Source organism: Sorangium sp. So ce321, from assembly GCF_051530195.1.
Taxonomy (GTDB): Bacteria; Myxococcota_A; Polyangia; order Polyangiales; family Polyangiaceae; genus Sorangium.
Genome location: NZ_CP150329.1, coordinates 3,044,951 through 3,066,030 on the forward strand (window position 1 = coordinate 3,044,951; position 21,080 = coordinate 3,066,030).

A 21,080-nucleotide genomic window follows, 5' to 3' on the forward strand; every position below is an offset into this window, starting at 1 on the left:
CATGGGAAGAGAGATCCAGATCCTGGGACATACGCCGTTCGCGAGGGAGCTCCGGGGCGCGCTCTCCGGGGCGAGCGCCCCGAGCGGCGCGGCGGTCGCGAGCGTCATCGTCGCGTGCCACTGGGACGACCTCGGCGCGCTGCGGGCGCTCGATCAGCACGCGCAGCACGCGCAGCACGCGCAACAGGCGCAGCTGTCGTGGATCCTGATCGAGGCCGGCGAGGAGGGGAGCGTGCTGGTCGGGCCGATGCTGGGCGCCGGCGGGTCGGGCTGCTTCGCCTGCTTCACCTCGCGCCGCCGGTCGAACGGAGCGAAGGGCTGCCGGCCGGTGGAGGAGGCGGCCAGCGGGATGGCGGCGCGCGTCGCCGCGGCGGTGCGGCCGTGGATCGACGGCGAGGGCGCGACCGGCGCGGCCCAGATCGAGCTCTTCCCCGACGGCGGCGCGCGCACGCACGGCTTCGCCCCGGCCCCCGGGTGTCCGCGGTGCGGCGCGGCGCGTCCGCCCGCGGACGCGAAGGGGCTCGACGCGCTCGTCAGCGAGCGGCTCGGCGTCGTGACGCGCGTGGACGAGATCCCGAGCGGCTTTCCCGGCATCGTGGCGGCCCTGGCCGTCGGGTGCTGCACCGATCCGCTCGGGGGGAAGCAGGCGGTGCGCGCGCTCAACGACGGCATCGCGGCCGACACGACGATCGCGTCGGCCCGCGTCCGGGCGAGCGGAGAGAGCGTCGAGCGCTACTGCCCCGCGTTCGCGCCCGACGACCTGCCGCTCTCGCGCGCCCGCGATCTCGACGGTCGGTGGCTCGATCCGCGCCGCCTCGCGCCGGGCGAGCCGTTCGACGCAGGCGCGCCGCTGCGCTGGGCGCGCGCCACGTCGCTCGCGGACGACAGGCCGGTCTGGGTGCCCGCGGCGTTCGTCTATTTCCCGTACCACCGCGCGCCGGGCGAGCCGTCGCTCGGCGTCCAGACGACCTGCGGCCTCGCGCTCGGCCGCACGCTCGACGAGGCGATCCAGCACGCGCTCGAGGAGCGCATCGAGCGCGACAGCCTCATGCGCGCGTGGCGCTTCCATCTGCCCGTCGAGCGCGTCGACGTGCGCCCCGTCCCGATCGAGGGGCTCCACCTCTGCCGGCTGCCGTGCGAGAGCGGCCTCGAGGTCGTCGTCTCGCTGCTCGAGCGGCCCGAGCCGCCGTACGCCGCGACCGGCTTCGCGGCGCGCCGCTCGCTCGAGGAAGCGGCGCGCGCCGCGACGCTCGAGACGGTGGTGGTGGACATCTGGCTGCGGGGGTGGCTCGCCCGGGGCGAGCCGCCGCCCGCGTACCCTCCCCGGACGCTGAGCGATCACCCGCGCGCGCACGCGATCCGGCCGGACCTGATCGCGAGCCGGCAGCGCTGGCTGCGCCCCGACGGCGTCGCGCGACCTCGCCCGCCGGCGCCCGGCTGGCGGCAGGTCGCGGCGCGTGTCCCCGACGCGTGCTTCGTCGAGCTCACGACCCCGGAGGTAGCGCGGGCCGGGCTGCGGGTCGTGCGCGTGATCACGCCCGATCTCGTGCCCCTCGACTGCGACGCGCTGAGGCCGCGCCTCGACGGCGATCCGACGCCGCACCCGATCGGGTGAAGGGGGACGCCATGCAGCTTGTCTTCATCTGCGGCGGACGCGGCACGCGGCTCGGCGAGCGCAAGCCGTCCGGGGTGCCCAAGTCGATGATCGCGCTCGGCGCGGAGCCGCTCGTCGGCCGGCTCATGCGCCAGCTCCTGCCCTACCACGCCGCGAGCGCGCCTCCCGTCTTCGTCGTCGCGGGCGACGACGAGCACGTGGCGCGCTTCGCGCGCGCGCGGTGTCCCGGGGCGGCGATCGTGCGCCAGGCCGCGCCGGACGGCGTCGCCAGCGCGATGCTCTGCGCGCGGCACCTCGTGCGCGGTCCGGCGCTCTTCGTCCTCGGCGACCTGGTGCTCGACGGGCGCCTCGCGGAGCCGTGGCCGTCGCCGCCCGCGCTGGCGGTCTGGTCCGGGGGCGACGCCGCGAGCGTGCGGCGCAACTACGGCGTCCGGCTGCGCGGCGAGCTCGTGGAGGAGCTCGCGGAGAAGCCGCCGGATCCGGGCGATCTCGCCTGCGGGCTCGGGCTCTACCTGCTCACCCCCGAGGTCCTCGACCTGTTCGCGCTCGCGCCGATCGACCCGTCCCGCAACGAGCGGGAGATCACCGAGGCCCTCCGCTTCGCGATGCGCCGGGGCGTCCGCTTCTCGGCGCTCTGGTTCGAGGGCCGCTACATCAACATCAACACCCCGGCCGACCTCGACGCCGCGCGCGCGCTCGACGGCGCGGCCGCCGCGCCGCGCGGCTGACGCTCACGCCGGCGCGCGCGCGGGGCGCTGACGGCGCGCGGCCTCCTCGAAGGCGGCCTCGTACCGCGCCGCCGCGCGCTCCTCGGTGAAGTCGCGGCGCGCGGTCTCCCACGCGGCGCGCCCGATCCGCGCCCGCAGCGCGGGATCGGTGAGCAGGGCGACGCAGCGCTCGGCGAAGCCCGCGACGTCGCGCACGTCGCGGAGGAACCCGTTCTGCCCCTCGGCGATCACCTCGGGGAAGAAGGCGCGGCGCGCCGCGACGGCGGGCGTGCCCTCGGCGAGGCTGTCGAAGAAGCTCCAGTGCCCGGCGCTCTCGAAGATCGGAAAGACCGCGGCGTCCACCGCGGCGAGGAGCTCGCGGTAGACGGGGAACGGCTGCAGCCCGCGGAACATCAGCTCGCGCTCGGCCACGCCCGCGGTCCGCAGGGCGAAGTCCTTGAAGCTCTCGCCGCCGAGCGCGGCCTGCTCGCTGCCGTAGTGCGTGACCGGCTCGCCGACGACGAGGAAGGCCGCCCCCGGCAGGGCGCGCCGGACCTCGCGCGCCGTCTGGACGAAGACGTCGAAGCCGCGCATGGCCTCGAGCGTCCTCCCGAAATAGCCGAGCAGGGGCGCGTCGGCGGGCAGCCCGTGGCGCTGCCGGAGGGCCCTCCGCTCGGCGGCGTCCCTGAGCGGCCCGACGCGGAACCCCTCCATGCTGACGCGCACGCGCGGCGCGACGTCCGGCGGGAGCAGCCCTGCGGCGTGGCGGGACGGCGTGATGATGAGATCGGACCCGCGCAGGCTCTGGTCGACGAGGGCGCGGTGCGCCTCGCCGGCCTCGACGTCCTCGCGCGAGGGCGGGAACTCCGGCCGCGCCGTGGCCATCTCCCGCCCGGGCAGCTCGACGTGGGAGACGACGGGCGCGCCCGTGACGCGGCGGATCTCGTGGGTGCAGCCGAAGCTCGCCTGTCCGAAGACCACATCGAAGCGCTCGTGCCCGAGCGGCTCGACCGCATCGGCGACGGCGCGCGCCGTGCCAAGGAAGGACCCGACCGCGCGCTCGGCCCGGCTCCCCGAGGCGACGCGGACCGGCGTGAAGGGGACCGACAGGAGCCCGGGCGCCTCGCCGGTGCCGTCCGGCGCGACGAGCGTTATCTCGTGAGCGCGGCGGAGCACCTCGAGGATGCCTGAGAACTGGCTATGACGCGCGAGGGCGATGGCGAGGATCTTCATTCGGCACCTCGTCGAGCCTCGCGCGCGGCCCCGTGGCGCGCAACGCTCAAGGCGGTTGTGCGGACATAGTGTGTCCATGCGAGGAGACGGCCGTGAGCGGAGATGTGATGACGTCCGATTCGACGTCTTCTTTCCCTGGTGCGATGGACATCCCCCGGGCCGATCGCCCGAGCCGGCGGCCCGCGGCGGCGGTCGCCGCTGCTTCTTGCATACAGGTGCTCACCACGCGCGGCGACGTTGCGGTGGTTAGGCAAACCGACGGGCCACGGGCGGCCCGGCCGGCGCCGCACGCCCCTATCGCGAGCCCCTCGGCCGGGGCAAACTGGGCGAGGTCCTCGCGTGCTCGATCGCCCCTCCAGCTCGCCCCTCTCCGGCGTCGGCCTCGTCGGCGTCGGTATCGGATTCCGCCCCGAGATCGCCGCCGACCTGCTGTCCGCGCCCGACGCCGTGGACTTCGTCGAGGTCGTGGCCGAGGCCTGCTTCGCCAGCCCGGCCGCGCGGCGCGAGGCCTCGGCCATCGCCCGCATCTGGCCGGTGGTGCCCCACGGCGTGAAGCTCTCGCTGGGCAGCGCCTCGGGCATCGACCTCGATCGCGCCCGCCGCCTCGGGGCGCTCTGCCGGGAGCTCGCGGCCCCCGTCGTCAGCGAGCACGTGGCCTTCGTGCGCGGCGGCGGCCACGAGATCGGCCACCTCACCGCCCTGCCGTACACGGTCGAGGCGGCCCGCGTCGTCGCCCGGAACGTCGCCGCGGCGCGGCGCGCGCTCCCGGACATCCCCCTCCTGCTCGAGAACGCGGCGTGCACGCTGCGCTTCCCCGGCGACGCCCTCGAGGAGGGGCGCTTCTACGCCGAGGTCGTCGACCGCACCGGCTGCGATCTCCTCCTCGACATCGGCAACGTCTACGCGAACGCCGTCAACGCCGGCGCCGATCCCGGCGCGCTCGCCCTCTCGTACCCGCTCGAGCGCGTCGCGATGATCCACGTCGCCGGGGGCGCCCGCGAGCACGGCTTCTACTTCGACACGCACGCCCACCCCGTCCCCGATCCTGTCTTCGCCCTGCTCGCCGCCGTGCTCGCGCGCACCGGGCCGGTCCCGATCCTCCTCGAGCGCGACGGCGACTTCCCGCCCTTCGCCGACCTCGGGGCCGAGCTCACGATCGCCCGGCAGCTCGCCCGGTCCGCGCCGCCCCGCCCCGCGCCGCCTGCCCCCCGCGCGGCGCTGCTGCGCACGTCCACCGCCGAGCCGCCCGCGGAGGCCCCCGCGCTCGCCGCGGTGCAGGCGCGCGTGGCCGAGCTGCTCACGGCCCCGCTCGCGCCGCCGCCGGACGCCGTGCGACCGCTGGATCCAGGGGATGTCGCCCGGTCGCGCGCCATCCTCCAGCGCAAGCGCGTCGACGACGCGCTCCCGCTGCTGCCCCGGCTCTCGTCGCACCGCGAGGCCACGGCGCGCCTGGCGGCCCGGTGCGTCGAGGCGTCGCCGCGGGTCCCGCGCCTGACCGCCGTCGCCGACGCGCTCCGGATCGCCGCCGCGGCGGAGGCCGACGCGCGGCTCGCGCCCGAGGCGATCGTCGATCGCCTGCTCCTCCGCGCCCGCTTCGTCGGGCCCGCGGGCGACGGGAGCGTGCGGCCGAGGCACCTGCCGTTCATTCGACGAGAGCGGCTGCCCGGAGGTCGGGTAATCTGGGCGATCAAGGGGATCGGCTCGAGCGCCGAGGTCCGGCTGATCGAGCCGCGAGGATAGCGGATGAAGACAGGAACCATCGCCAACGGGAGCGCCGTCTCCAGGCTGCCGGCGCCGGTGCAGGCGCGGCTCGTCGAGCTCAAGGACAGCCTGGAGCGGACGCTCGGCGACGAGCTTGCGTGCCTGCTCGTCTACGGCAGCGCGGCGCGCGGCGGCTACCGCGACGGGCAGAGCGACGTCGACCTCATGGTGGTGCTCAGGCAGGCTTCGCGCGCCGGCCTCGACGCGATCGCCAACGCGCTCAAGCTGGCGCGCTACGCGGCGCGGATCGAGGCGATGATCCTGACGGCCGCCGAGATCCCGCGGGCCGCGGACGTGTTCCCGCTGCTCTACGACGACATCCGCCGGTGCCACGTCCTCCTCTCCGGGCGCGACCCGTTCTCGGCGCTCGTGATCGACGGCAAGAACCGCCGCCTGCGCGTCGAGCAGGAGCTCCGCGAGGCGCAGATCCGGCTCCGGCGCGCGGTGGTGGACGGGATGGGCTCGGACGACGCCCTGCGGGGCGCGGTCCTCCGCAAGGTGAAGCAGATCCGCGGCCCGCTGCACGCCCTGCTCGGCCTGCGCGGGGTCGACGGGGACGACGATCTCGCGACGGTGCTCGCCGGCGCGGGCAAGCTCCTCGGCGCCGACGTCGCTCCGCTGCAGCGGGTTCACGAAGAGCCGGGCGCGGCCTACGAGGCGCTGGCGGAGCTGCTCGCGCGCGCCGTCGACGACGTCGATCGGCTCGAGCACGAGGAGGCGGCGCCATGATCCACGAGATCTTCGACTTCTTCCCGTTCAACATGGAGTCGGGGCCGGCGTTCCTGCTCTTCTACTTCGCGTTCTCGGTGGCCGGCCTCTTCTTCGCCGCGATGGCCCGCCAGGCGCTCGGCGTGTCGCTCGATCGGTCGACGCTGCCTGGCGGCGAGGCGGTGGCCGCGGCCGCCGCGGCGGGCACGCCGTACCGCTTCCATGCGCAGCCGCCGCAGCGGCAGCGGCTCTCGGCGGGCTGGATCCCGCAGCCGGACGAGTACTGGGCGATCGCGTACCTCCGGGACGGCAACAAGGGCGTCGCCGCCACGCTGATCGCCGTCGCGATGGGCGCGGGGTGGCTCGTCGCCGCGGGGGACGCGAAGGAGGCGCCGCAGGCGTTCCAGGTCGTGGGCGGCGCGCCGCCGCGGGACCGGGTGCTCTCGGCGCTGTTCGGCTTGCTCAGCGCGCTGCGCCCGGGCGGCGACGCGGGCGCGACGCTCTCGGTGGAGCAGGTGCGCGCGTGCGCGGACCGGGTCGCGTCCGACGTCGAGCGGGAGCTCCGCGAGGAGCTGGACGCCGCCGGGATGCTCCGCCCGCGCGGGACCATCGCGATCCTCTCGGCCGTCGTGTGGGCGATCGGCCTCGTCCTGCTCGGCATCGGGCTGATCCGCGTGCTGCGCGCGGAGGAGCTCCACCGGCCTCACACGTTCCTCGTGATCGAGATGATCGCGCTCCTCTTCGCCACGTGGATCGTGGCGAGGCGCACGAGCCCTTACAGCTCCATGAAGTCGGCCTATCTCCGCTGGCTCGAGGACTCGACGGTCTCGCTCCGCGCCGACGTCGCGGGCGGCCGCCGCCGCGAAGCGGTGGACATCGGGTTGACGGTGGCCGCGGCCGGCACGGCGTCGCTCGCGCTGTCGCCGCTCTTCGGGCCGATGGTCTACGCGATCACCCCGCCCGTCGTCGTCTCGAGGAGCGGCGACTCGTCCGGCGGATCGAGCTGCAGCTCGTCGAGCTGCGGCGGCGGTGGTGGCTGCGGCGGCGGCGGCGGCTGCGGCGGTGGCGGTGGCTGCGGCGGGTGAAGCCTGCTTCGAGGTGCTCGACGCGCTCGGCCTCTGCCGGCTGACCCGGCGCACCGGCGACCTCGACGGCGCGGTGCCGCTCCGCGTGGCCAAGGCGTGCGTGCCGCTCCTGGAGGGCAACGCGTTCGGGCTGCAGATCGCGCTGGCGCGGCCGATCGAGGTGCAGCGGCGGCTCGGGTCGCTGCGCGCCGAGCCGGCGGGTGAGGGCGGCGAGGCGCTCCTCCGCGCCCACCGCGCCGCGCTGCCCCGGCTCGTCTCGCAGGGCTTCCTGGCGCCGGAGGGGGCGTGGCACCGGGCGCTGCGCGGCGGCCTCGCGTGGGCGTGCCGGACGGGGCTCGGGCCGCCGCGCCTGCGGCTGTGGACCGGGCTGCTGGTGCGCCCGGACCCGGGCGTCTGGCTGCGCGTCGCGGGCGCCGCCAACCGCCGGAACGTGCTGATCGAGGTGAGCGAGGCGTACCTCGCCGACGACAGCGCCTTCGTCCCGCTGGTGGTCGAGCTGCGCCTCCGCGACGAGGCGCCCCGGAGCCTGCGGCTCGAGGGCGAGATCGGCTGCATCGCGCCGGTGCGGCCCGACGTGGAGATCGAGGCCTGCACGCTCGCGGACGCCCCCGAGGTGGGGCGGGCGCACGCCGAGTTCTACGACGCGCGCTACTTCGCGGTGAAGAAGGGGGAGGTGACGCGCAAGTACCGGCGCCTGGTGGGGGACAAGGCGAGGGCGGACAGGGCGAGAGCGGGGGAGGGGAGCGCGGGAACCACGGGCGGTGCGGGCGGCGTCGGAACCGCGGGCGGTGCGGGCGGCGCAGGTAGCACCGGGGGCGCGAGCGCGGCGCGCGCGCGGCTCGTCGTGGCCGGCCCGGGGGCGCCCGAGATCGACGCGGTCACCGAGGTCACGACCGCGGCCGGGCCGGATCCGGTCCCCTGGCGCGGTGGTGCTCGGCTCGCGTCCGTCGTGGTGCGGAACGCCGTCGCATTCCGCGCGACGTTCGACGGGCACACGCTCGCCGTCGCGCCGGAGGCGCCGCGCCTGGCCGAGGGGGCGGCCGCGGTGGAGCGCACGTTCGCCCAGGTCTACGGCGACGATTTCCTCGCCGCGAACCGCGGGGCGCTCTGGTACCTGACGAAGTACTTCACGCCCCACCCGCCGGGCGAGCCGCACTTCTTCGTGAAGCCGTGGGCGTTCACCCGGACGCCGCCGGGCTGGTCGAGCCTGCTCGAGGGCGTCCACGGCGACGGCTACGACGTGATGCGCGGGGTTGTCGCGACCGACGCCTTCTTCGCGACCCCGGCGGTGTTCCACGTGCGCCGCATCGGCGCGCCGATCGAGGTGCCCGAGGGCGCGCCGCTGCTCCGGGTCCTGCCGATCCCGCGCGACCTGCTCCGCGCCGGCTTCCGGGAGGCCCGCTTCCTCGACGGGTGAGCCGGCAGAGGAATCTCCTCATTTGTAGCCCTTTTCAGCGGAGAAATTGAACAGGGAGGCGGGGAGACGGGGAGATTTTGAAGATTTTCCTCCCCGTCTCCCCGCCTCCCTGTGAATTTTCTGAAGAATTTGAGGGAATGCCTCAGGTGAGCCGGGCATGAGGGAGGACGGCTCGAGCAGGCCCGAGAAGGAAAGGAGAGGAGAAGAGAGGTTTTGAACCACAGAGACACAGAGGGCACAGAGGGGGAGAGAAGAGAGCGGTGAAGGCGCCGTGGGTGAGTTTGTATGTGGTTGATTTTGATGGATACTTGTCGTTCTGAACGCTTGAGCGCAGCTCGTCCATGAAGGAACGGTGGATCTGGCCCGGGGCGGAGCTCGGTCCGATGCGGCTGCTGGACGAGCTCGCGGCGCGCGGCTTCTCGGTCCTCCGCGGCGATGGCGCCGCCGCGCTGGCCCCGGAGGAGGCCGCGCGGGCGCCGTGGAGCTTCGCCGAGCGGCTGCTCGGGGCGAGGCCGCTCCTGGTCGAGCGGCAGCCGATCAAGGCGGTGCCGGGGGGCAGGTCGTTCGCCGCGAGCTCCGTGGCGGCGCCGCTCCACACCGACAGCCAGTGCTTCGCGGGCGCGCCGCCGGCGGTGCAGATCATGGCCTGCGTCAGGCCCGCGGAGCGCGGCGGCGGCTGCCTCCTGCTCGACGGCTGGGCGCTGCTCTCGACGATCGAGCGCGCCGATCCCGAGCTCTTCCATGCGCTCTTCACGGTGTACCGGCGCATTCCGTTCGTCTTCGGCGACTTCTTCGGGCCCACGGTGTCGCTCCGCGGCGGCGCGCTCTCGTTCACCCACGCGCCGGTCGTGCCGCCGGGGGACGCGATCGCCGCGCACCTCGCGGGGTTCATCGAGGCATCGCGGCGCGAGATGATCGAGCTCTCGCTCGGCGCGGCGGACATCCTGGTCGTCGACAACCGGCGCATGCTCCACGGGCGGCGGGCTTTCGAGGGCGGGGCGCGCGAGTTCGTCCGGCTGCTCGTCTGGACGGAGGCGCAGCTCCCGTCGCCGCCTGCGTACCGCGCGCTCGCCGCCCAGGTCGCCGAGGCAGCCGCGCGCCGCGTGGCCGCCGCGCCGCCGGCCACGCGGCGGCGGCTCGGCCTCGGCGCGCCGCCGCCGCCCGAGGCCCGCCGCCGCCTCGGGCTCGTCCTGGAGATGCTGCGCGGCGTCCCGCCGGGCGTCCTCGCTGCCCGCGAGCGCATCCCCGAGCCGCAGCTCTACCGCCTCCGCGACGCGGCGCTCGCCGCCGCCGAGGAGGCGCTCGCGGGCGACGCGGAGGGCGCGGAGGACGGCGCGCTGGCCGAGGCGATCGCGCGGATGAGCCGGGGGTGAGCGGCTTGCAGAGACGGGGAGATCTCGAGCGTTGGCGGCGCTGTGAAGGAGATCGAACCGGCATCACCCGAGCCCGATCTGCACCTGCACCGGGACACCTCGGTTGTTTCTGACCGACGTACCCGACGACCGCGTGCTCATGAACATCTGAGCCGTGGGCTACAAGGTGGCCGATTCGTTCGGTTACAGGGGATACCGGTACAGCGGTCGTTCAGCGGCGACCTTCCGCGCTCGAGCTGACAGGCGGGCAGCAGGCCGCGCCCGTACCCCGCGCGGCTCTTCGGCGATCGTCCCGCGTCAGACCCCCGTCGCCAGCACGGTGACGGGGGTGGCCGGGAAGACGCGCTTGCGAGCGCCATCGAAGCGCACGCGGATGACGTTGCCCGGCGAGAGCTTCCGGAGAGACTCCTCGCCGACGAAGAGGGTCTCCTGGTCGACGAAGGCCGGACGGCCGTCGTCGGGGACGACCTCGAAGAGGACCACGACGAGGAAGCCATTTTGCTTCACGAACTCCCGCACCACCGAGCAGCGGAGGACGCGCCCGCGGCCGATGGCGCCGAACGATGCGACCAGGGTCGAGGCGAGGTGCCGCAGGAACCGCGCGAGCTGTAGAATCGCGAAGAGGCCCCCCGCCGCGACGAGCGCCAGGTACGCCGGCGACTCGGCTGCCTGTGTCGCGGCCCAGGCGGCGAGCCCGGCGCCCCCGAAGACGAAGACCGCGTGGAGGAAGAAGCCGAAGGCGTTGATCGGCAAGTTACGGACGAGCGTCCAGTAGGCCGAGAGGAACACGTTCGCCACGGCCCGCTCGGCTTCGTCTCTGGGCACGGACGCTGCCCGCGCATAGTGGGCAATGGCCTCGTCGCGCTTGCCGTCGACGAGCAGCTGCTTGACGCGCTCGATGTCGTCCTTCGAGACGCTCTGGGCCCTGATTTGCGCGACGGCGGCGTCGGTGGCGGGCCGCTCGACGAAGAGGCTCGTGTTGCAGAAGATGCAGATGACGTTGCGCCGCCCCGGCTCGACGGAGAGCGGCGCCCCGCAGTTGGGGCAAGCGGTCATCGAGAGCAAAACGCTCATGAGCGGGTCAGCCTACCTCAGACCTCGCCTGGGCTCGAGCGTGGCGCGCGCGGCTACCCGTCGAGCGGGTGCTCCTGAACGTCTGAGCCGTGCGCGATACCGTCCAGCACCACGGCGTTCAACTTCCACCCGCGCCCCGGGCTGGTATTTCATGGATCGGTCCCCCACCGACGCGCGAGCCCGATCTCGTGGAGTGCTTGACAAGATCGGTCATGCGTCGGCTACGCTACCGACCCACGATGACCGGGGCGGGCGCTTGAGACCCGGAACGATGATGGTTGTCCAGACAGGCACTGATGTTGACGGGCGCTGCGCGCCGGCGGCACACTGCCATGTTGGCCGGCGTGAGGGGCTCCGCCCCTCGGCCAGCGCACCGATGCTGGGAGGAACGAAATGACGAGCTGGTGTCTGGATCCGGACGCCTTGCGCGGCCGCGTCGCGGTCGTCGCCGGGGCCACGCGGGGGGCCGGCCGTGGTATCGCGGCGGCCCTGGGCGAGGCCGGAGCCACGGTGATCTGCAGCGGCCGCAGCAGCCGCGGTCGCTCCCTGCAGTCCGACTACGACCGCCCCGAGACGGTCGAGGAGACCGCCGAGCTCGTCACATCGCTGGGCGGCCACGGCATCCCCGTGGTCGTCGACCATCTCGACGCCGCCCAGGTCAAGCGTCTGGCGGACCAGATCCGAGATGCGCACGGCCACATCGACATCCTGGTCAACGACATCTGGGGCGCGGAGCAGCTCAAGGGCGGACCGGCCGAATGGAACACGCCCCTATGGCAGCTTGACCTCCAGAAGGGACTCCGGATCCTCCGCCTCGCCATCGATACGCACCTGATAACCTCCCACCACCTCCTGCCGCTCCTGATCGACCGCCCCGGGGGCCTCCTGGTCGAGGTGACCGACGGCACCACCGACTACAACGCGTCGCGATACCGCCTCTCGGTGTTCTACGACCTGGCCAAGGTCGCGGTGAATCGGCTGGCGTTCTCGCAGGGCCACGAGCTCGCGCCACACGGGGCCACGGCGGTGGCGATCAGCCCCGGATGGCTCCGCTCGGAGATGATGCTCGAGAACTACAAGGTCACCGAGGACAACTGGCGCGCCGCGGCTGCTCCGCCCGGGTTCGCGGTATCAGAGTCGCCTCGCTACGTGGGACGCGCGGTCGTCGCGCTCGCGACCGACCCCAGGCGCGAGCGATGGAACCAGCGGTCAATGACATCGGCGCAGCTGGCGGTCGAGTACGGCTTCACGGACCTTGACGGCTCACGCCCCGACGTGTGGCGATACAGTCAGACCGTCGAGGACGGCGGCGAGGACGTCGATCCGAGCGACTACCGGTAGCGTCCATCGCGGTTGTACGGGGCTCCGGTGATCTCGTCACCACAGGGGGCGCCGCCTGGGGTCGAGTCACGGAGGCCCCGTGCAGCCGTGGGCCCGGACGCGCGCGAGGCCCTGGACGCCGGAGACGCGGCGCGCGCCGCCCTGATCGCGCTGCGGGCTCTGCCGCGCGACACGCCGAGCGCGCTGCTTCCGCGTTGGTGCGCCGCGGCTCTCGGGATATGGTCTCGTTACATGACGCCACGCGCTCTCAAAGCGGCTTCGCGGTGCGGGATCGCCCTGGCCTGCGCCGCGTGCCAGCCGGCGGCGGCGCCGCTGCCGGCCCGTGTCCGCATCTCCATCGACGGCGCCGTCATCAGCCCGGCCAAGGCGGACGGGCGTCAGTGGGACGGCATGGGCGTCGTCGCGCCGGGGGCGCTCACCGCGATCGGCGGCCTGCTCCGCACGGAGCACCCGGCGGCGGCCGCCGCCAGCGTGGCCGGGTTCGCCGCGGAGGCGGCGGGGGCGGGGACCGAGCCGCCGGAGCCCTTCGGCTCGGCGGAGCTGTTCGTGGGCGCGCGGTCGCTCGGGAGGCGCGCGCTCGATCGGTCGGGGCAGCGCGACACCTGCACGCCTGGATGGAAGGGCCCGCCGACCTGGTACAGCGTGCCGCTCACGCCGGATGTCCACCTGAGCGGTGAGCTCCTCGATCGGGACCTCATCAACGACGATTTCATCGGGCGGTTCGCGATCAACCACGGTCACCTCGTCGCGGCGCTCCGGGCGCGCACGGTCCATCCGGTGGCCGTCGACAACCAGGCCGCGGGGCAGGTGCTGTTCGTCTGGATCGAGGTCTGGCCAGAGTAGAGGCGCGCTGGAGACCCCGGAGCACGCGCTCCGGCGACCCCATGATGCTGCCCCGCTCGGCGGGACGCGCCTGTGTCAGCGCGCTGCCGAGCACCGGTACGACGGGGTGCGCGCGCAGCGCCCGTGCCGCTGCGCCTGCGCCTCCGCACCACGCCGGTGAAGCAAACCTGCTTCCCCTGTTCTGCGCGGCGCCGCTCCCGAGGTACGCTGCTCCCTGCCGCCCGTGGGACTCCGGGGCGATTTCCGAGCCCAGTCTGGTAACTGTTTAGGTAACTCGCCCCACCATTCCCCGGGCGGCTCTTCGCCATGCCCCCCGCGTCCGCCGCGCTCCCCGCGCTCCCCGCACGTTTCCATACCGAGCGCGTCGAGCGCGAGGATCTCGTCATGTTCATCAACGCCTGCTTCGCGTGCACCGGGCAGGCCGAGTTCTACGGCTCCTCCGGCGGACAGGTCGTCTCCGTCGAGTTCCTCCACGAGTACATCCTCGGCAACTACCGCCGCCTCTACGCGCGCACGCTCGCGGCCGGCATCAACCACTTCAACCAGGCGCTCATCGCCGTGAACCTCCTCGCGACAGGCGCCGAGACCCCGGCCGCCGATCGGCGCGAGGAGGGGCTGCTCATCGCGGCGGCGCTCCGGGAGCTCCCGCCGCAGCGCGCGCTCCGGGCGCTCCGCGCGCTGCGGGAGCGGCGCGTCAACAACCGCCGCGCGCGCGCCGTCGCCCGCGACTACCTCGCCGGCCGGCCGGATCCGGCCTTCGACGCCGTGAAGTACCGCGCCCACGTCCGCGCGCTCGCCGTGCATGCGCACCTCCGGCTCCCCGGCGAGCTCGGGCCGTTCCTGTTCGAGCCCGGGCGCCGCGCGCCGTTCGAGGCGCCGCTCCTCGAGCGCGCGCGGCAGGCCCGCTACGCGAAGGAGGCGATCTTCGACATGCCGCTGACCGTCGCCGAGGGGCTCGCCGCCGCCCGCGGCGTCTCGCGCGACGAGCTCCTGCGCCGCGCCGCCCCGCGCATGACCGAGGGCGAGCGCCTGCGGCTCCAGCGCGCCGCCGGGCGCGACGACGTGGAGCTCGCCGTCGACCTCGGCCGGGCGCCCCTCACCCGCGTCGCCCTCTACGCCCTCTCCCTGCCCGAGAAGGTCCGGCGCGAGCGCCGCGACGAGCTCCACGCGGCGCTCGAGCGCGCCGCCGCCCGGGCGCTGCGCAGGAGCCCCGCCGCGCTCGGGCGCGTGGCCGCCGTGCTCGATCGGAGCTACTCCGCGTCCGGCTCCAGCGAGAAGCGCCGCCGCCCGCTCGCCGTCGCGCTCGGCGTGAGCTACCTGCTCCGCGCCGCCGCCCGCGAGTACCGCGCCTTCTGGACCGCGCCGACGCCCGACGAGCTCCTCGTCGACGCGCGCGGCCAGACCGACCTCGCCACGCCGCTGCTCGACGCGCTCGCCTTCCGCCCCGACGTCGTGGTCGTCCTCTCGGACGGCTTCGAGAACGACCCGCCGGGCGCCGCCGCCGAGGTGGCCCGCTGCTTCCGCGCGCGGCTCGACCCGGGGCAGCGCACCTCCATCGTCCACATCAACCCGGTGTTCGACAGCGAGCGCTACGCGCCGCGCGGGCTCGGCCCGTCGATCCCGACCGTGGGCCTGCGCGACGCGGAGGACCTGCCCACGGTCCTCGGCTTCGCCCGCTTCGCCGAGGGCACGGCGCCGCTGGCGGACCTCGAGCGCTACCTCGCGCAGCGCGCGGCGGCCCTGCTCTCCCGGCACGCGCGGGGCGCCGGCGCTGCGGAGACGGCGGCGGCGCCGGCCGCAGCGGGCGCCGCGGCGCTGGAAGGGACGCCCGCCGCATCGGGCGCCGTGGCGCTGGAAGGGATGCCCGACGCATCGGGCGCCACCGAGCCCGCAGAGGCGCCCGCCGCGTCGCCCGGGGCGCCCTGATGGCGAAGGCGCCGGCCCTGCTCCAGTCGCTCGCGCTCCGGGGCCTCTCGGCGACGCACGCCCAGGTCTTCGCGGGCGTGCGCCTCGTCCCGCTGCTCCGGGCCGCGCCGCGGGGCGACCTGCGCATCGCCCGCCGCGCGTACGAGGACACCGTGTCGGTGGTCGAGCTAGGCGACGGTACGGCCTACTGCTCGACCTACGTGCCGCACGCGCTCGTGGTCGGGTGGACCGACGACGGCTCCCCCGTCGCTTCCTACGGCGCGGCGCTCGCGGGCCCGGCCGACGGCCGCGCCTTCTGCAAGCAGTGCCGCGGCGTCCAGCTGCTCCACCGCATGGTCCGGCGCGAGGCGCGCGGCGAGGACCCGGCCAAGCGGAACCGCCTGCGCCTCCTGCCGCAGCACCTCGCGATGGAGGGCTTCCTCGCCCAGCACTTCAACGCGCCGGAGATCGCCTGGTCCGAGTACTCGCGGCGGGCGATCTCCCGCGGCCTCGACCCGCGCACGGAGATGTCGCTCTCCGGCCGGGCGATCCCGAGCCTGGAGGACGCGCTGCGGGTCTTCGAGATCCACGAGGGCCAGTGCGGGCTCCTGCTCTTCGTCGGCGAGCTGCTCGCGTCGGTGTTCGTCGTGTCGCACCCCGACGACTACCGCGCGCTGCACCGCACGCTCATCGAGGACTCCTACGAGCAGACGCTGCTCCACGCGGCCCGCCACAACGGCGACAGCCAGGCCTTCGCGCACACCTTCGACGCCGCGCAGGTCGGCTCGCTCGACGATCTGCGGGCCGCGCTCGGCCGGGCGCGGGCCGAGGCCGGCGCGCTGCACGTGGACACGGCCGCGGGCCTGCTCGGCCGGCCGATCGCGGCGGAGCGCGTGTACAGGGCAGGGCCTTTCTCGCTGCAGCGGTTCATGACCGAGCTCGATCCGGCGCTGGACAACCACATCGGCGAGGCGATCGTGCGCGACGACGGCACGCTCGAGTACGCGAAGACTTACCGGCTCTCGGCGGGGCAGGTGCGGCGCGCGCGGCTCCTCCAGCAGCTCGCCGCGCACGGGTGGAACCTGGACGCCACCGCGGCCGCGCTCCGGATCGCGCGCGACCAGCTGCTCCGGCGCATCGACGGCGAGGGGTTCGGGTACCTGATCGCGGAGCACGTCCTCAAGGCGGCGCTGAAGCGGACGCGCGAGCGCGCTCGCTGAGGTCCCTCGGCGCCTGGCGGCGATCTTCGCCTCCTGCAAGGGGCGAGCGCTCGGTGCAGCGACGCTGAGCCGCGCAGATCGGCTCGAGCAGGCGCCCTGTCGCGGGGCCGCTGCGTCCGTTGCGCGACGCGCGTGCAACGAGCGCTCGACGGGGGTGCGTCAGCCGGCGTGAGCTCCTTGCTGCGCGAGCGGCGCTCGACGTACCAACCCATCCTCGCCCCAGGAGCAAGACCATGTCCGATCCGCCGATTCCAGTGCTCGTCGCGCCCCGCTGCTGTTTGATCGCCGCCTTCTCCGCCGTCACCTTGGCCGCCGCGCCCGGCTCGGCGGCCTCGAGCCGCACGAGCCATGTCGTCGCCGAGATCACGAACGCCAATGCGAGCCTGCCATCGAGCGCTCGGGCCGAGAAGTACGCGCAAATGGAGGCTTCCGCGTTCGCGTTCTTCCGCGGCTCGAACCACCTCTGCTGGAAGGATCTCGGGAGCTCGTCCCAGCTCTCCACGTACGGCGGCGCGAGCGGCACCCGGACGTGGCTCGGCGGCGACATGCACGTCGACAACACGGGCTCCTTCGATGATGACCAGGGCGACATCGTGTTTGCGATCAACGATTTCGACGAGGCGGTCATCGGCGACTACCAGCTCGACGTCTGGCGGCTCGCCACGAGCCTCGCGCTGGTCGCGCGCGAGAACGGCGGCTACAGCCTCGCCGACCAGGGCTCGCTCCTCGACGCGTTCACCGAGGCGTACCTCGACGCGATCGCGGGCTACGCCGGGAATAGCCAGGAGACCACGCGGAAGCTCACGGCGAGCAACACCCATGGCCTGCTCGACGATTTCCTCGCCGACGTCGAGGACTCGAACAGCCGGGTCGAGATGCTCGACGATTTCACGATCAAGGTCGGCGGCGTGCGCCGGCTCGACACGGGGGGAAATCCGGATCTCGCCGCGGTGACCGCCGCCGTCGACGCCGACGTGCGCGGCCACATGTTGGCCTACCGCGCGACCCTGAGCGGCGGCGGCGCCGGGCTGCCGGCCGCCTACTTCACGGTGAAGAGCGTGGCCCAGCGCCTGCACAGCGGCATCGGCTCGCTCGGCGTGACGCGGTATTACGTGCTGATCGAGGGGCCGACCTCCGGTCAGGACGACGACCGCCTCCTCGACGTCAAGGCCCAGGGCGCGCCGAGCGCGTTCGTGGGGCTCGCCGCTGCCGCCGTGTCGCAGACCAACGCGGCGAGCGGCGACAACCAGGCTTACCGGACCGTGCTCGCGTACAAGGCGCTTGGCTACAGGGTCGACGATCTGCTCGGCTGGATGACGCTCTCCGACGGCCAGAGCTACAGCGTGCGCGAGCGGTCGCCCTACAAGGACACGTTCGACACAGCGAGCCTCACGACGATGACCCGCTTCACCAACCTCGCAGAGCAGTGGGGCGAGCTCCTGGCGACGCAGCACGCGCGCGCCGACGAGGACTGGGATGCTGCGGTGTTCCCGGGCTCGGTCGACGGGGAGATCGACGCGCTCACCGACGGGGATCACGAGGGCTTCCGCGCCAAGGTGCGCTCGGTCGCCCTCGATTACGCCGACCAGGTCGCGCTGGACTACGCGAGCTTCTGCGCGAATTTCTGACCGCCCGTCCCCCGCGTCGAGCGCCGACCCGGGTTGCGCGCCGACCCGCGTCGAGCGCCGACCCGCGTCGAGCGCCGACCCCGGGACGTGCGATTGCCCGTCGCGCACCGGCCGGACGAGGACCCTGCGCCGGCCGGTGCGTCGTGCGCCGACGGAGGAGGCCAACGCTACTGAGACGCATGCGCCACCGGGGTTCCGGAGCGAGCGACGCCCGGGAGCTGTGCCGTCTCGGCCTCATTCTGTGCCAGGTGAGGGGGTCCGGGACCGGCACAAACGCAATGCATTGCGACACACCGGGGTCCGGACCCCTCGCAGTCGTTCTGCGGAGCGCCTCCTGGAGCCGAATTGTGCCAAATACCGCTCCGAACTTCGCAGTTATGTGCCACCGACCTCCTGGAAGCGCTGTTCCTTGTGCCAGAAAGGTGGTCCGGACCCCCTCCGGACCGCACTCGAGAGCGTCCGCAGGGGGGCGTTCCGCGCCGGCGCGGAGGCGCCGAAGTGATCAAGGCGCTGGCGCGCGCCCTCGGCCCCGGGGTGCACGCGACGCTGCTGCGCAGCCCGCTCCTGGAGATCGCGCTCGCGGAGCAGCAGCCGGAGAGGACGATCCACGTGATCCAGCCCGACGAGGAGAGCACGCTGGTGCTCCGGCGGGCGTCCGGCGGCGACCCGGATACTGCTGCACCGCCTCTTCGGTCGGCGGCCGGCGCCGCGAGGGAGCCTGGCCTTGATCGAGCCGGACGACACCGAGCGGGAGCTCTGGGAAAAGGGCGTGAGCCTGCCGGGGAGAGCCGGGGTGGGGGTTGTCGCGGCCAGCGGAGAGGACGTCGTCGACTGGCTCGGAGCGCTCGCGGAGGCGGGGAGGAACAGCCGATGAGCGAGGCGAGCGCGCCGCACACCCCTTTCCCCACAAAGGACGTGTCGATAGCTGCGCCAGGATCGCGGCGTCGCTCGCAGCTCTCCGCCAGGCAAGAAGCGGAAATGCGCCCCCACGGTCGTCCTCTTCTCGTTCTCGCCAGGCCAGGTGCTGTCCAGCCCGCCGATGGGACGTCGAGGACGAACGGGCAGGCCGCGACGTGATCAAGGCCTGTCTCTCTCATTCGATATACGATGCGACAGGCGCTACTCACCTCTCTCACCTCACGGGAGGTCCGGGACAGAAACAGTGGCAGTCCCGGCGGGCACTGGTATGGACCGTGGACAACGGACAGCTTCGCAGGCATTGTCCTGTGTTGCGGGTGCGTTCGCTGGGTCACGTGGGGCGTCATGGAGGTAGGAATGCACGCAGACTTGGACGCCTTTCCTGAGCCGCTCGCGGTGCTCGACTCGAGCCTCCAGCTGCGGGAGGCCAACGTGGCGTGGCGCGACGCGTTCGGGGAGGCGGCGCGCCTCGCGCCCGAGGTCGAGGAGGCCGCGCGCGAGGTGCTCGGGGGAGCGCGCAGCCGGCTGGAGCTGGAGATCGACGCCGCGCCGGGCGACAGCGCCAGCCCGCAGCGCTGGACGTTCCTGCGCTGCGCGCGGTCCGAGGGCGAGCCGCTCGTGTTCGTCCACGCGCGCACGTGGACGGCGCGCCTGGATGACGCCACCGCGCAGCGCCGGCGCGAGGACGAGCTCGCCGAGGAGGTGGAGCTCCTGCGCACCTTCATCAACCTCGCGCCCAACCTCATGTTCATCAAGGACCGGTGCAGCCGTTACGTCCTGGCGAACACCGCCCTCGCGGCCTGTTACGGGGTGACCCCGGAGCAGGTCGTCAGCGCGTCCCAGCACGAGCTCACCTCGAGCGCGGAAGAGGCCGCTGGCTTCACCAGCGCGGACCGGCAGGTCATCGACACGAGGCAGCCGGTGGTCATCGCGGAGAAGGAGACGCGGCCGAACGGCGAGGTGCACTGGTACGAGACGGTCAAGACGCCGATCGTCCGCCGGAGCGGCGAGGTGCAGGTCGCCTGCTTCAGCGTCGATGTCACCGCGCGCCAGCGCGCGCAGGAGGCGCTCGAGCGCTCGGCGCGCGAGCTCCAGGACATGGCCGCGGCGGCCCGGCGCGAGGCGGACGAGAAGTCGGCCCTCGCCGCGGAGCTCGACCGGCGGCTCGCCGTCATCCAGGCGCAGCACCAGCAGATCCAGGCGCTCTCCGCGCCGATCCTGGAGGTCGCCGACGGCATCGTCGGCGTGCCGCTCATCGGCGCCATGGACGAGGAGCGGACCGCCACGCTGACCGAGCGCCTGCTCGACATCATCGCGACGCGGCAGGTGCGGAGCGTGGTGCTCGACCTCTCGGCCCTCGAGCTGATCGACACGCGCACGGCCGACCGGCTGATCAGCATCGTCCGCGCGATCGGCCTGCTCGGCGCGCGCGCCGCTGTCACCGGGATCCAGCCCGCGGTCGCGCAGACCATGACCTCCCTCGGGATCGATCTTTCAAGCATCGTCACGACGCGCACCCCGAAGGACGCGATTCGCCTCTTCTCGGCGAGGGCCTGAGGCCCAGCCTGTCTGGCAACCCGGGCTGCCCGGGCTGCCAGCAGCCAGCTGCCATCAACCAGATGGCCGGATACCCGCGTCGCGCGCCAGACGGCAAGGACCCGATATCGCTGTGGGGGTGCCGTGTTGACAGCGTTGTTGATGCGCCTGTAAAATGAATCGGATATAGACGCCCTAGCCTGCGATGCGCGAGGCATCGGCACTGTCACGGTCCCCGGGCGCGTTGCAGGCGCGGCGACGCAGGCGGCTTGACCGACAGGGCCCATGGCTCTCCATCGGCGCCGCGCTGCGCGAGCCGCGGCCGTTGAAGTGGAGGAGTGCCATGAAGAAGACGCTTGGAAGGCTTGCTGTCGTTGGTCTGATGACGGTCGCGTGCTTCGTCGACGCCGATCGAGGCGGCGCCGGGATCGCTCACGCCGAGGAGGCCTCGGAGCCCGCGCCGAGGCGCGGAGATTTCCATGGAAGGTACGGCTGGGACGCCACCGGCTCGCTCGTGGGGCTCGGCAACTTCGTGGCGAACGGGGTGATCGTGTTCAACCGGGATGGGACGCTGACCGCCACGGAGTCGGGGAGCCTCGAGGGCGAGTATTCACGGACACCTTCACGGGCACATGGACGCTCGACGAGGGCGGCACGGGCACGTTCACCACGGTCGACTCGGCCGGAGGCGTCAGCGTCTTCGACTGGGTGCTCAC

The 21,080-nt window shown here is 73.6% G+C and carries 16 protein-coding genes; 14 read left to right on the forward strand and 2 right to left on the reverse strand.

The genetic code is table 11. The features are described from left to right. Position 1: 1 nt before the first annotated feature. Together WME89_RS11860 and WME89_RS11865 are read left to right on the forward strand one after the other, a co-directional pair. On the forward strand, positions 2–1,615 hold the full coding sequence (locus WME89_RS11860; protein ID WP_438009300.1) for a YcaO-like family protein: 1,614 nt from the start codon (positions 2–4) through the stop codon (positions 1,613–1,615). Between the two features lie 11 nt (positions 1,616–1,626). Then, positions 1,627–2,343, forward strand: a complete 717-nt coding sequence (locus WME89_RS11865; protein WP_438009301.1) for an NTP transferase domain-containing protein — start codon at positions 1,627–1,629, stop codon at positions 2,341–2,343. 3 nt (positions 2,344–2,346) lie between these two features. Here the strand turns inward: WME89_RS11865 and WME89_RS11870 are convergent, their stop codons facing one another. Then, a complete protein-coding gene (locus WME89_RS11870; RefSeq protein WP_438009302.1) occupies positions 2,347–3,555 on the reverse strand; it encodes a glycosyltransferase in 1,209 nt (402 codons plus the stop codon). A 339-nt stretch (positions 3,556–3,894) separates the two neighbouring features. Here WME89_RS11870 and WME89_RS11875 point away from each other — a divergent pair, with 339 nt between their 5' ends. The 5 genes from WME89_RS11875 to WME89_RS11895 all read left to right on the forward strand — a co-directional run bounded on the left by WME89_RS11875 (position 3,895) and on the right by WME89_RS11895 (position 9,899). Then, the gene (locus WME89_RS11875) at positions 3,895–5,295 is read left to right on the forward strand and encodes a DUF692 domain-containing protein (RefSeq protein WP_438009303.1); all 1,401 of its coding nucleotides are present in this window, start codon (positions 3,895–3,897) and stop codon (positions 5,293–5,295) included. 3 nt (positions 5,296–5,298) lie between these two features. Continuing rightward, positions 5,299–6,045 carry a nucleotidyltransferase domain-containing protein gene (locus WME89_RS11880; RefSeq protein WP_438009304.1) on the forward strand — a complete coding sequence of 249 codons (747 nt, stop codon included), beginning with the start codon at positions 5,299–5,301 and terminating at the stop codon, positions 6,043–6,045. Beyond that, positions 6,042–7,109 (forward strand): TIGR04222 domain-containing membrane protein, encoded by a 1,068-nt coding sequence (locus WME89_RS11885; RefSeq protein ID WP_438009305.1) that lies wholly within the window; start codon positions 6,042–6,044, stop codon positions 7,107–7,109. The genes WME89_RS11880 and WME89_RS11885 overlap by 4 nt, the downstream gene beginning before the upstream one ends. Further along, complete coding sequence (locus tag WME89_RS11890) at positions 7,087–8,526, forward strand: hypothetical protein (protein ID WP_438009306.1); 1,440 nt, start codon at positions 7,087–7,089, stop codon at positions 8,524–8,526. Before WME89_RS11885 ends, WME89_RS11890 begins: the two co-directional genes overlap by 23 nt. 341 nt (positions 8,527–8,867) lie before the next feature. Next, positions 8,868–9,899 carry a TauD/TfdA family dioxygenase gene (locus tag WME89_RS11895; protein WP_438009307.1) on the forward strand — a complete coding sequence of 344 codons (1,032 nt, stop codon included), beginning with the start codon at positions 8,868–8,870 and terminating at the stop codon, positions 9,897–9,899. A 297-nt stretch (positions 9,900–10,196) separates the two neighbouring features. On the opposite strand, the gene WME89_RS11900 is transcribed toward WME89_RS11895, so the two are convergent. After that, positions 10,197–10,973, reverse strand: a complete 777-nt coding sequence (locus tag WME89_RS11900; RefSeq protein ID WP_438009308.1) for a hypothetical protein — start codon at positions 10,971–10,973, stop codon at positions 10,197–10,199. A 393-nt stretch (positions 10,974–11,366) separates the two neighbouring features. Here WME89_RS11900 and WME89_RS11905 point away from each other — a divergent pair, with 393 nt between their 5' ends. The 7 genes from WME89_RS11905 (at position 11,367) to WME89_RS11935 (ending at position 20,385) form a co-directional block, all read left to right on the forward strand. Next, the gene (locus WME89_RS11905; protein WP_438009309.1) at positions 11,367–12,314 is read left to right on the forward strand and encodes an SDR family oxidoreductase; all 948 of its coding nucleotides are present in this window, start codon (positions 11,367–11,369) and stop codon (positions 12,312–12,314) included. Between the two features lie 231 nt (positions 12,315–12,545). Then, complete coding sequence (locus WME89_RS11910) at positions 12,546–13,157, forward strand: hypothetical protein (protein WP_438009310.1); 612 nt, start codon at positions 12,546–12,548, stop codon at positions 13,155–13,157. A 306-nt stretch (positions 13,158–13,463) separates the two neighbouring features. Beyond that, a complete protein-coding gene (locus WME89_RS11915; RefSeq protein ID WP_438009311.1) occupies positions 13,464–15,083 on the forward strand; it encodes a hypothetical protein in 1,620 nt (539 codons plus the stop codon). Next, a complete protein-coding gene (locus WME89_RS11920) occupies positions 15,083–16,282 on the forward strand; it encodes an ARPP-2 domain-containing protein (protein WP_438009312.1) in 1,200 nt (399 codons plus the stop codon). Before WME89_RS11915 ends, WME89_RS11920 begins: the two co-directional genes overlap by 1 nt. A 233-nt stretch (positions 16,283–16,515) precedes the next feature. After that, entirely contained in the window at positions 16,516–17,910 is a 1,395-nt protein-coding gene (locus tag WME89_RS11925) for a DUF2252 domain-containing protein (protein ID WP_438009313.1), read from the forward strand. Positions 17,911–18,634: 724 nt separating this feature from the next. Continuing rightward, positions 18,635–18,784 (forward strand): hypothetical protein, encoded by a 150-nt coding sequence (locus WME89_RS11930; RefSeq protein ID WP_438009314.1) that lies wholly within the window; start codon positions 18,635–18,637, stop codon positions 18,782–18,784. Between the two features lie 401 nt (positions 18,785–19,185). After that, a complete protein-coding gene (locus WME89_RS11935; RefSeq protein ID WP_438009315.1) occupies positions 19,186–20,385 on the forward strand; it encodes a PAS domain-containing protein in 1,200 nt (399 codons plus the stop codon). Positions 20,386–21,080: the final 695 nt, after the last annotated feature.

Excerpts from the sequence above, each read along its gene's own strand:
- WME89_RS11880 (WP_438009304.1), top strand. The coding sequence starts at position 5,299 with ATGAAGACAGGAACCATCGCCAACGGGAGCGCCGTCTCCAGGCTGCCG.
- WME89_RS11935 (WP_438009315.1), top strand. The coding sequence starts at position 19,186 with ATGCACGCAGACTTGGACGCCTTTCCTGAGCCGCTCGCGGTGCTCGAC.
- WME89_RS11870 (WP_438009302.1), bottom strand. The coding sequence starts at position 3,555 with ATGAAGATCCTCGCCATCGCCCTCGCGCGTCATAGCCAGTTCTCAGGC.
- WME89_RS11885 (WP_438009305.1), top strand. The coding sequence starts at position 6,042 with ATGATCCACGAGATCTTCGACTTCTTCCCGTTCAACATGGAGTCGGGG.
- WME89_RS11860 (WP_438009300.1), top strand. The coding sequence starts at position 2 with ATGGGAAGAGAGATCCAGATCCTGGGACATACGCCGTTCGCGAGGGAG.
- WME89_RS11920 (WP_438009312.1), top strand. The coding sequence starts at position 15,083 with ATGGCGAAGGCGCCGGCCCTGCTCCAGTCGCTCGCGCTCCGGGGCCTC.
- WME89_RS11895 (WP_438009307.1), top strand. The coding sequence starts at position 8,868 with ATGAAGGAACGGTGGATCTGGCCCGGGGCGGAGCTCGGTCCGATGCGG.
- WME89_RS11865 (WP_438009301.1), top strand. The coding sequence starts at position 1,627 with ATGCAGCTTGTCTTCATCTGCGGCGGACGCGGCACGCGGCTCGGCGAG.
- WME89_RS11925 (WP_438009313.1), top strand. The coding sequence starts at position 16,516 with ATGTCCGATCCGCCGATTCCAGTGCTCGTCGCGCCCCGCTGCTGTTTG.
- WME89_RS11905 (WP_438009309.1), top strand. The coding sequence starts at position 11,367 with ATGACGAGCTGGTGTCTGGATCCGGACGCCTTGCGCGGCCGCGTCGCG.
- WME89_RS11910 (WP_438009310.1), top strand. The coding sequence starts at position 12,546 with ATGACGCCACGCGCTCTCAAAGCGGCTTCGCGGTGCGGGATCGCCCTG.
- WME89_RS11915 (WP_438009311.1), top strand. The coding sequence starts at position 13,464 with ATGCCCCCCGCGTCCGCCGCGCTCCCCGCGCTCCCCGCACGTTTCCAT.
- WME89_RS11900 (WP_438009308.1), bottom strand. The coding sequence starts at position 10,973 with ATGAGCGTTTTGCTCTCGATGACCGCTTGCCCCAACTGCGGGGCGCCG.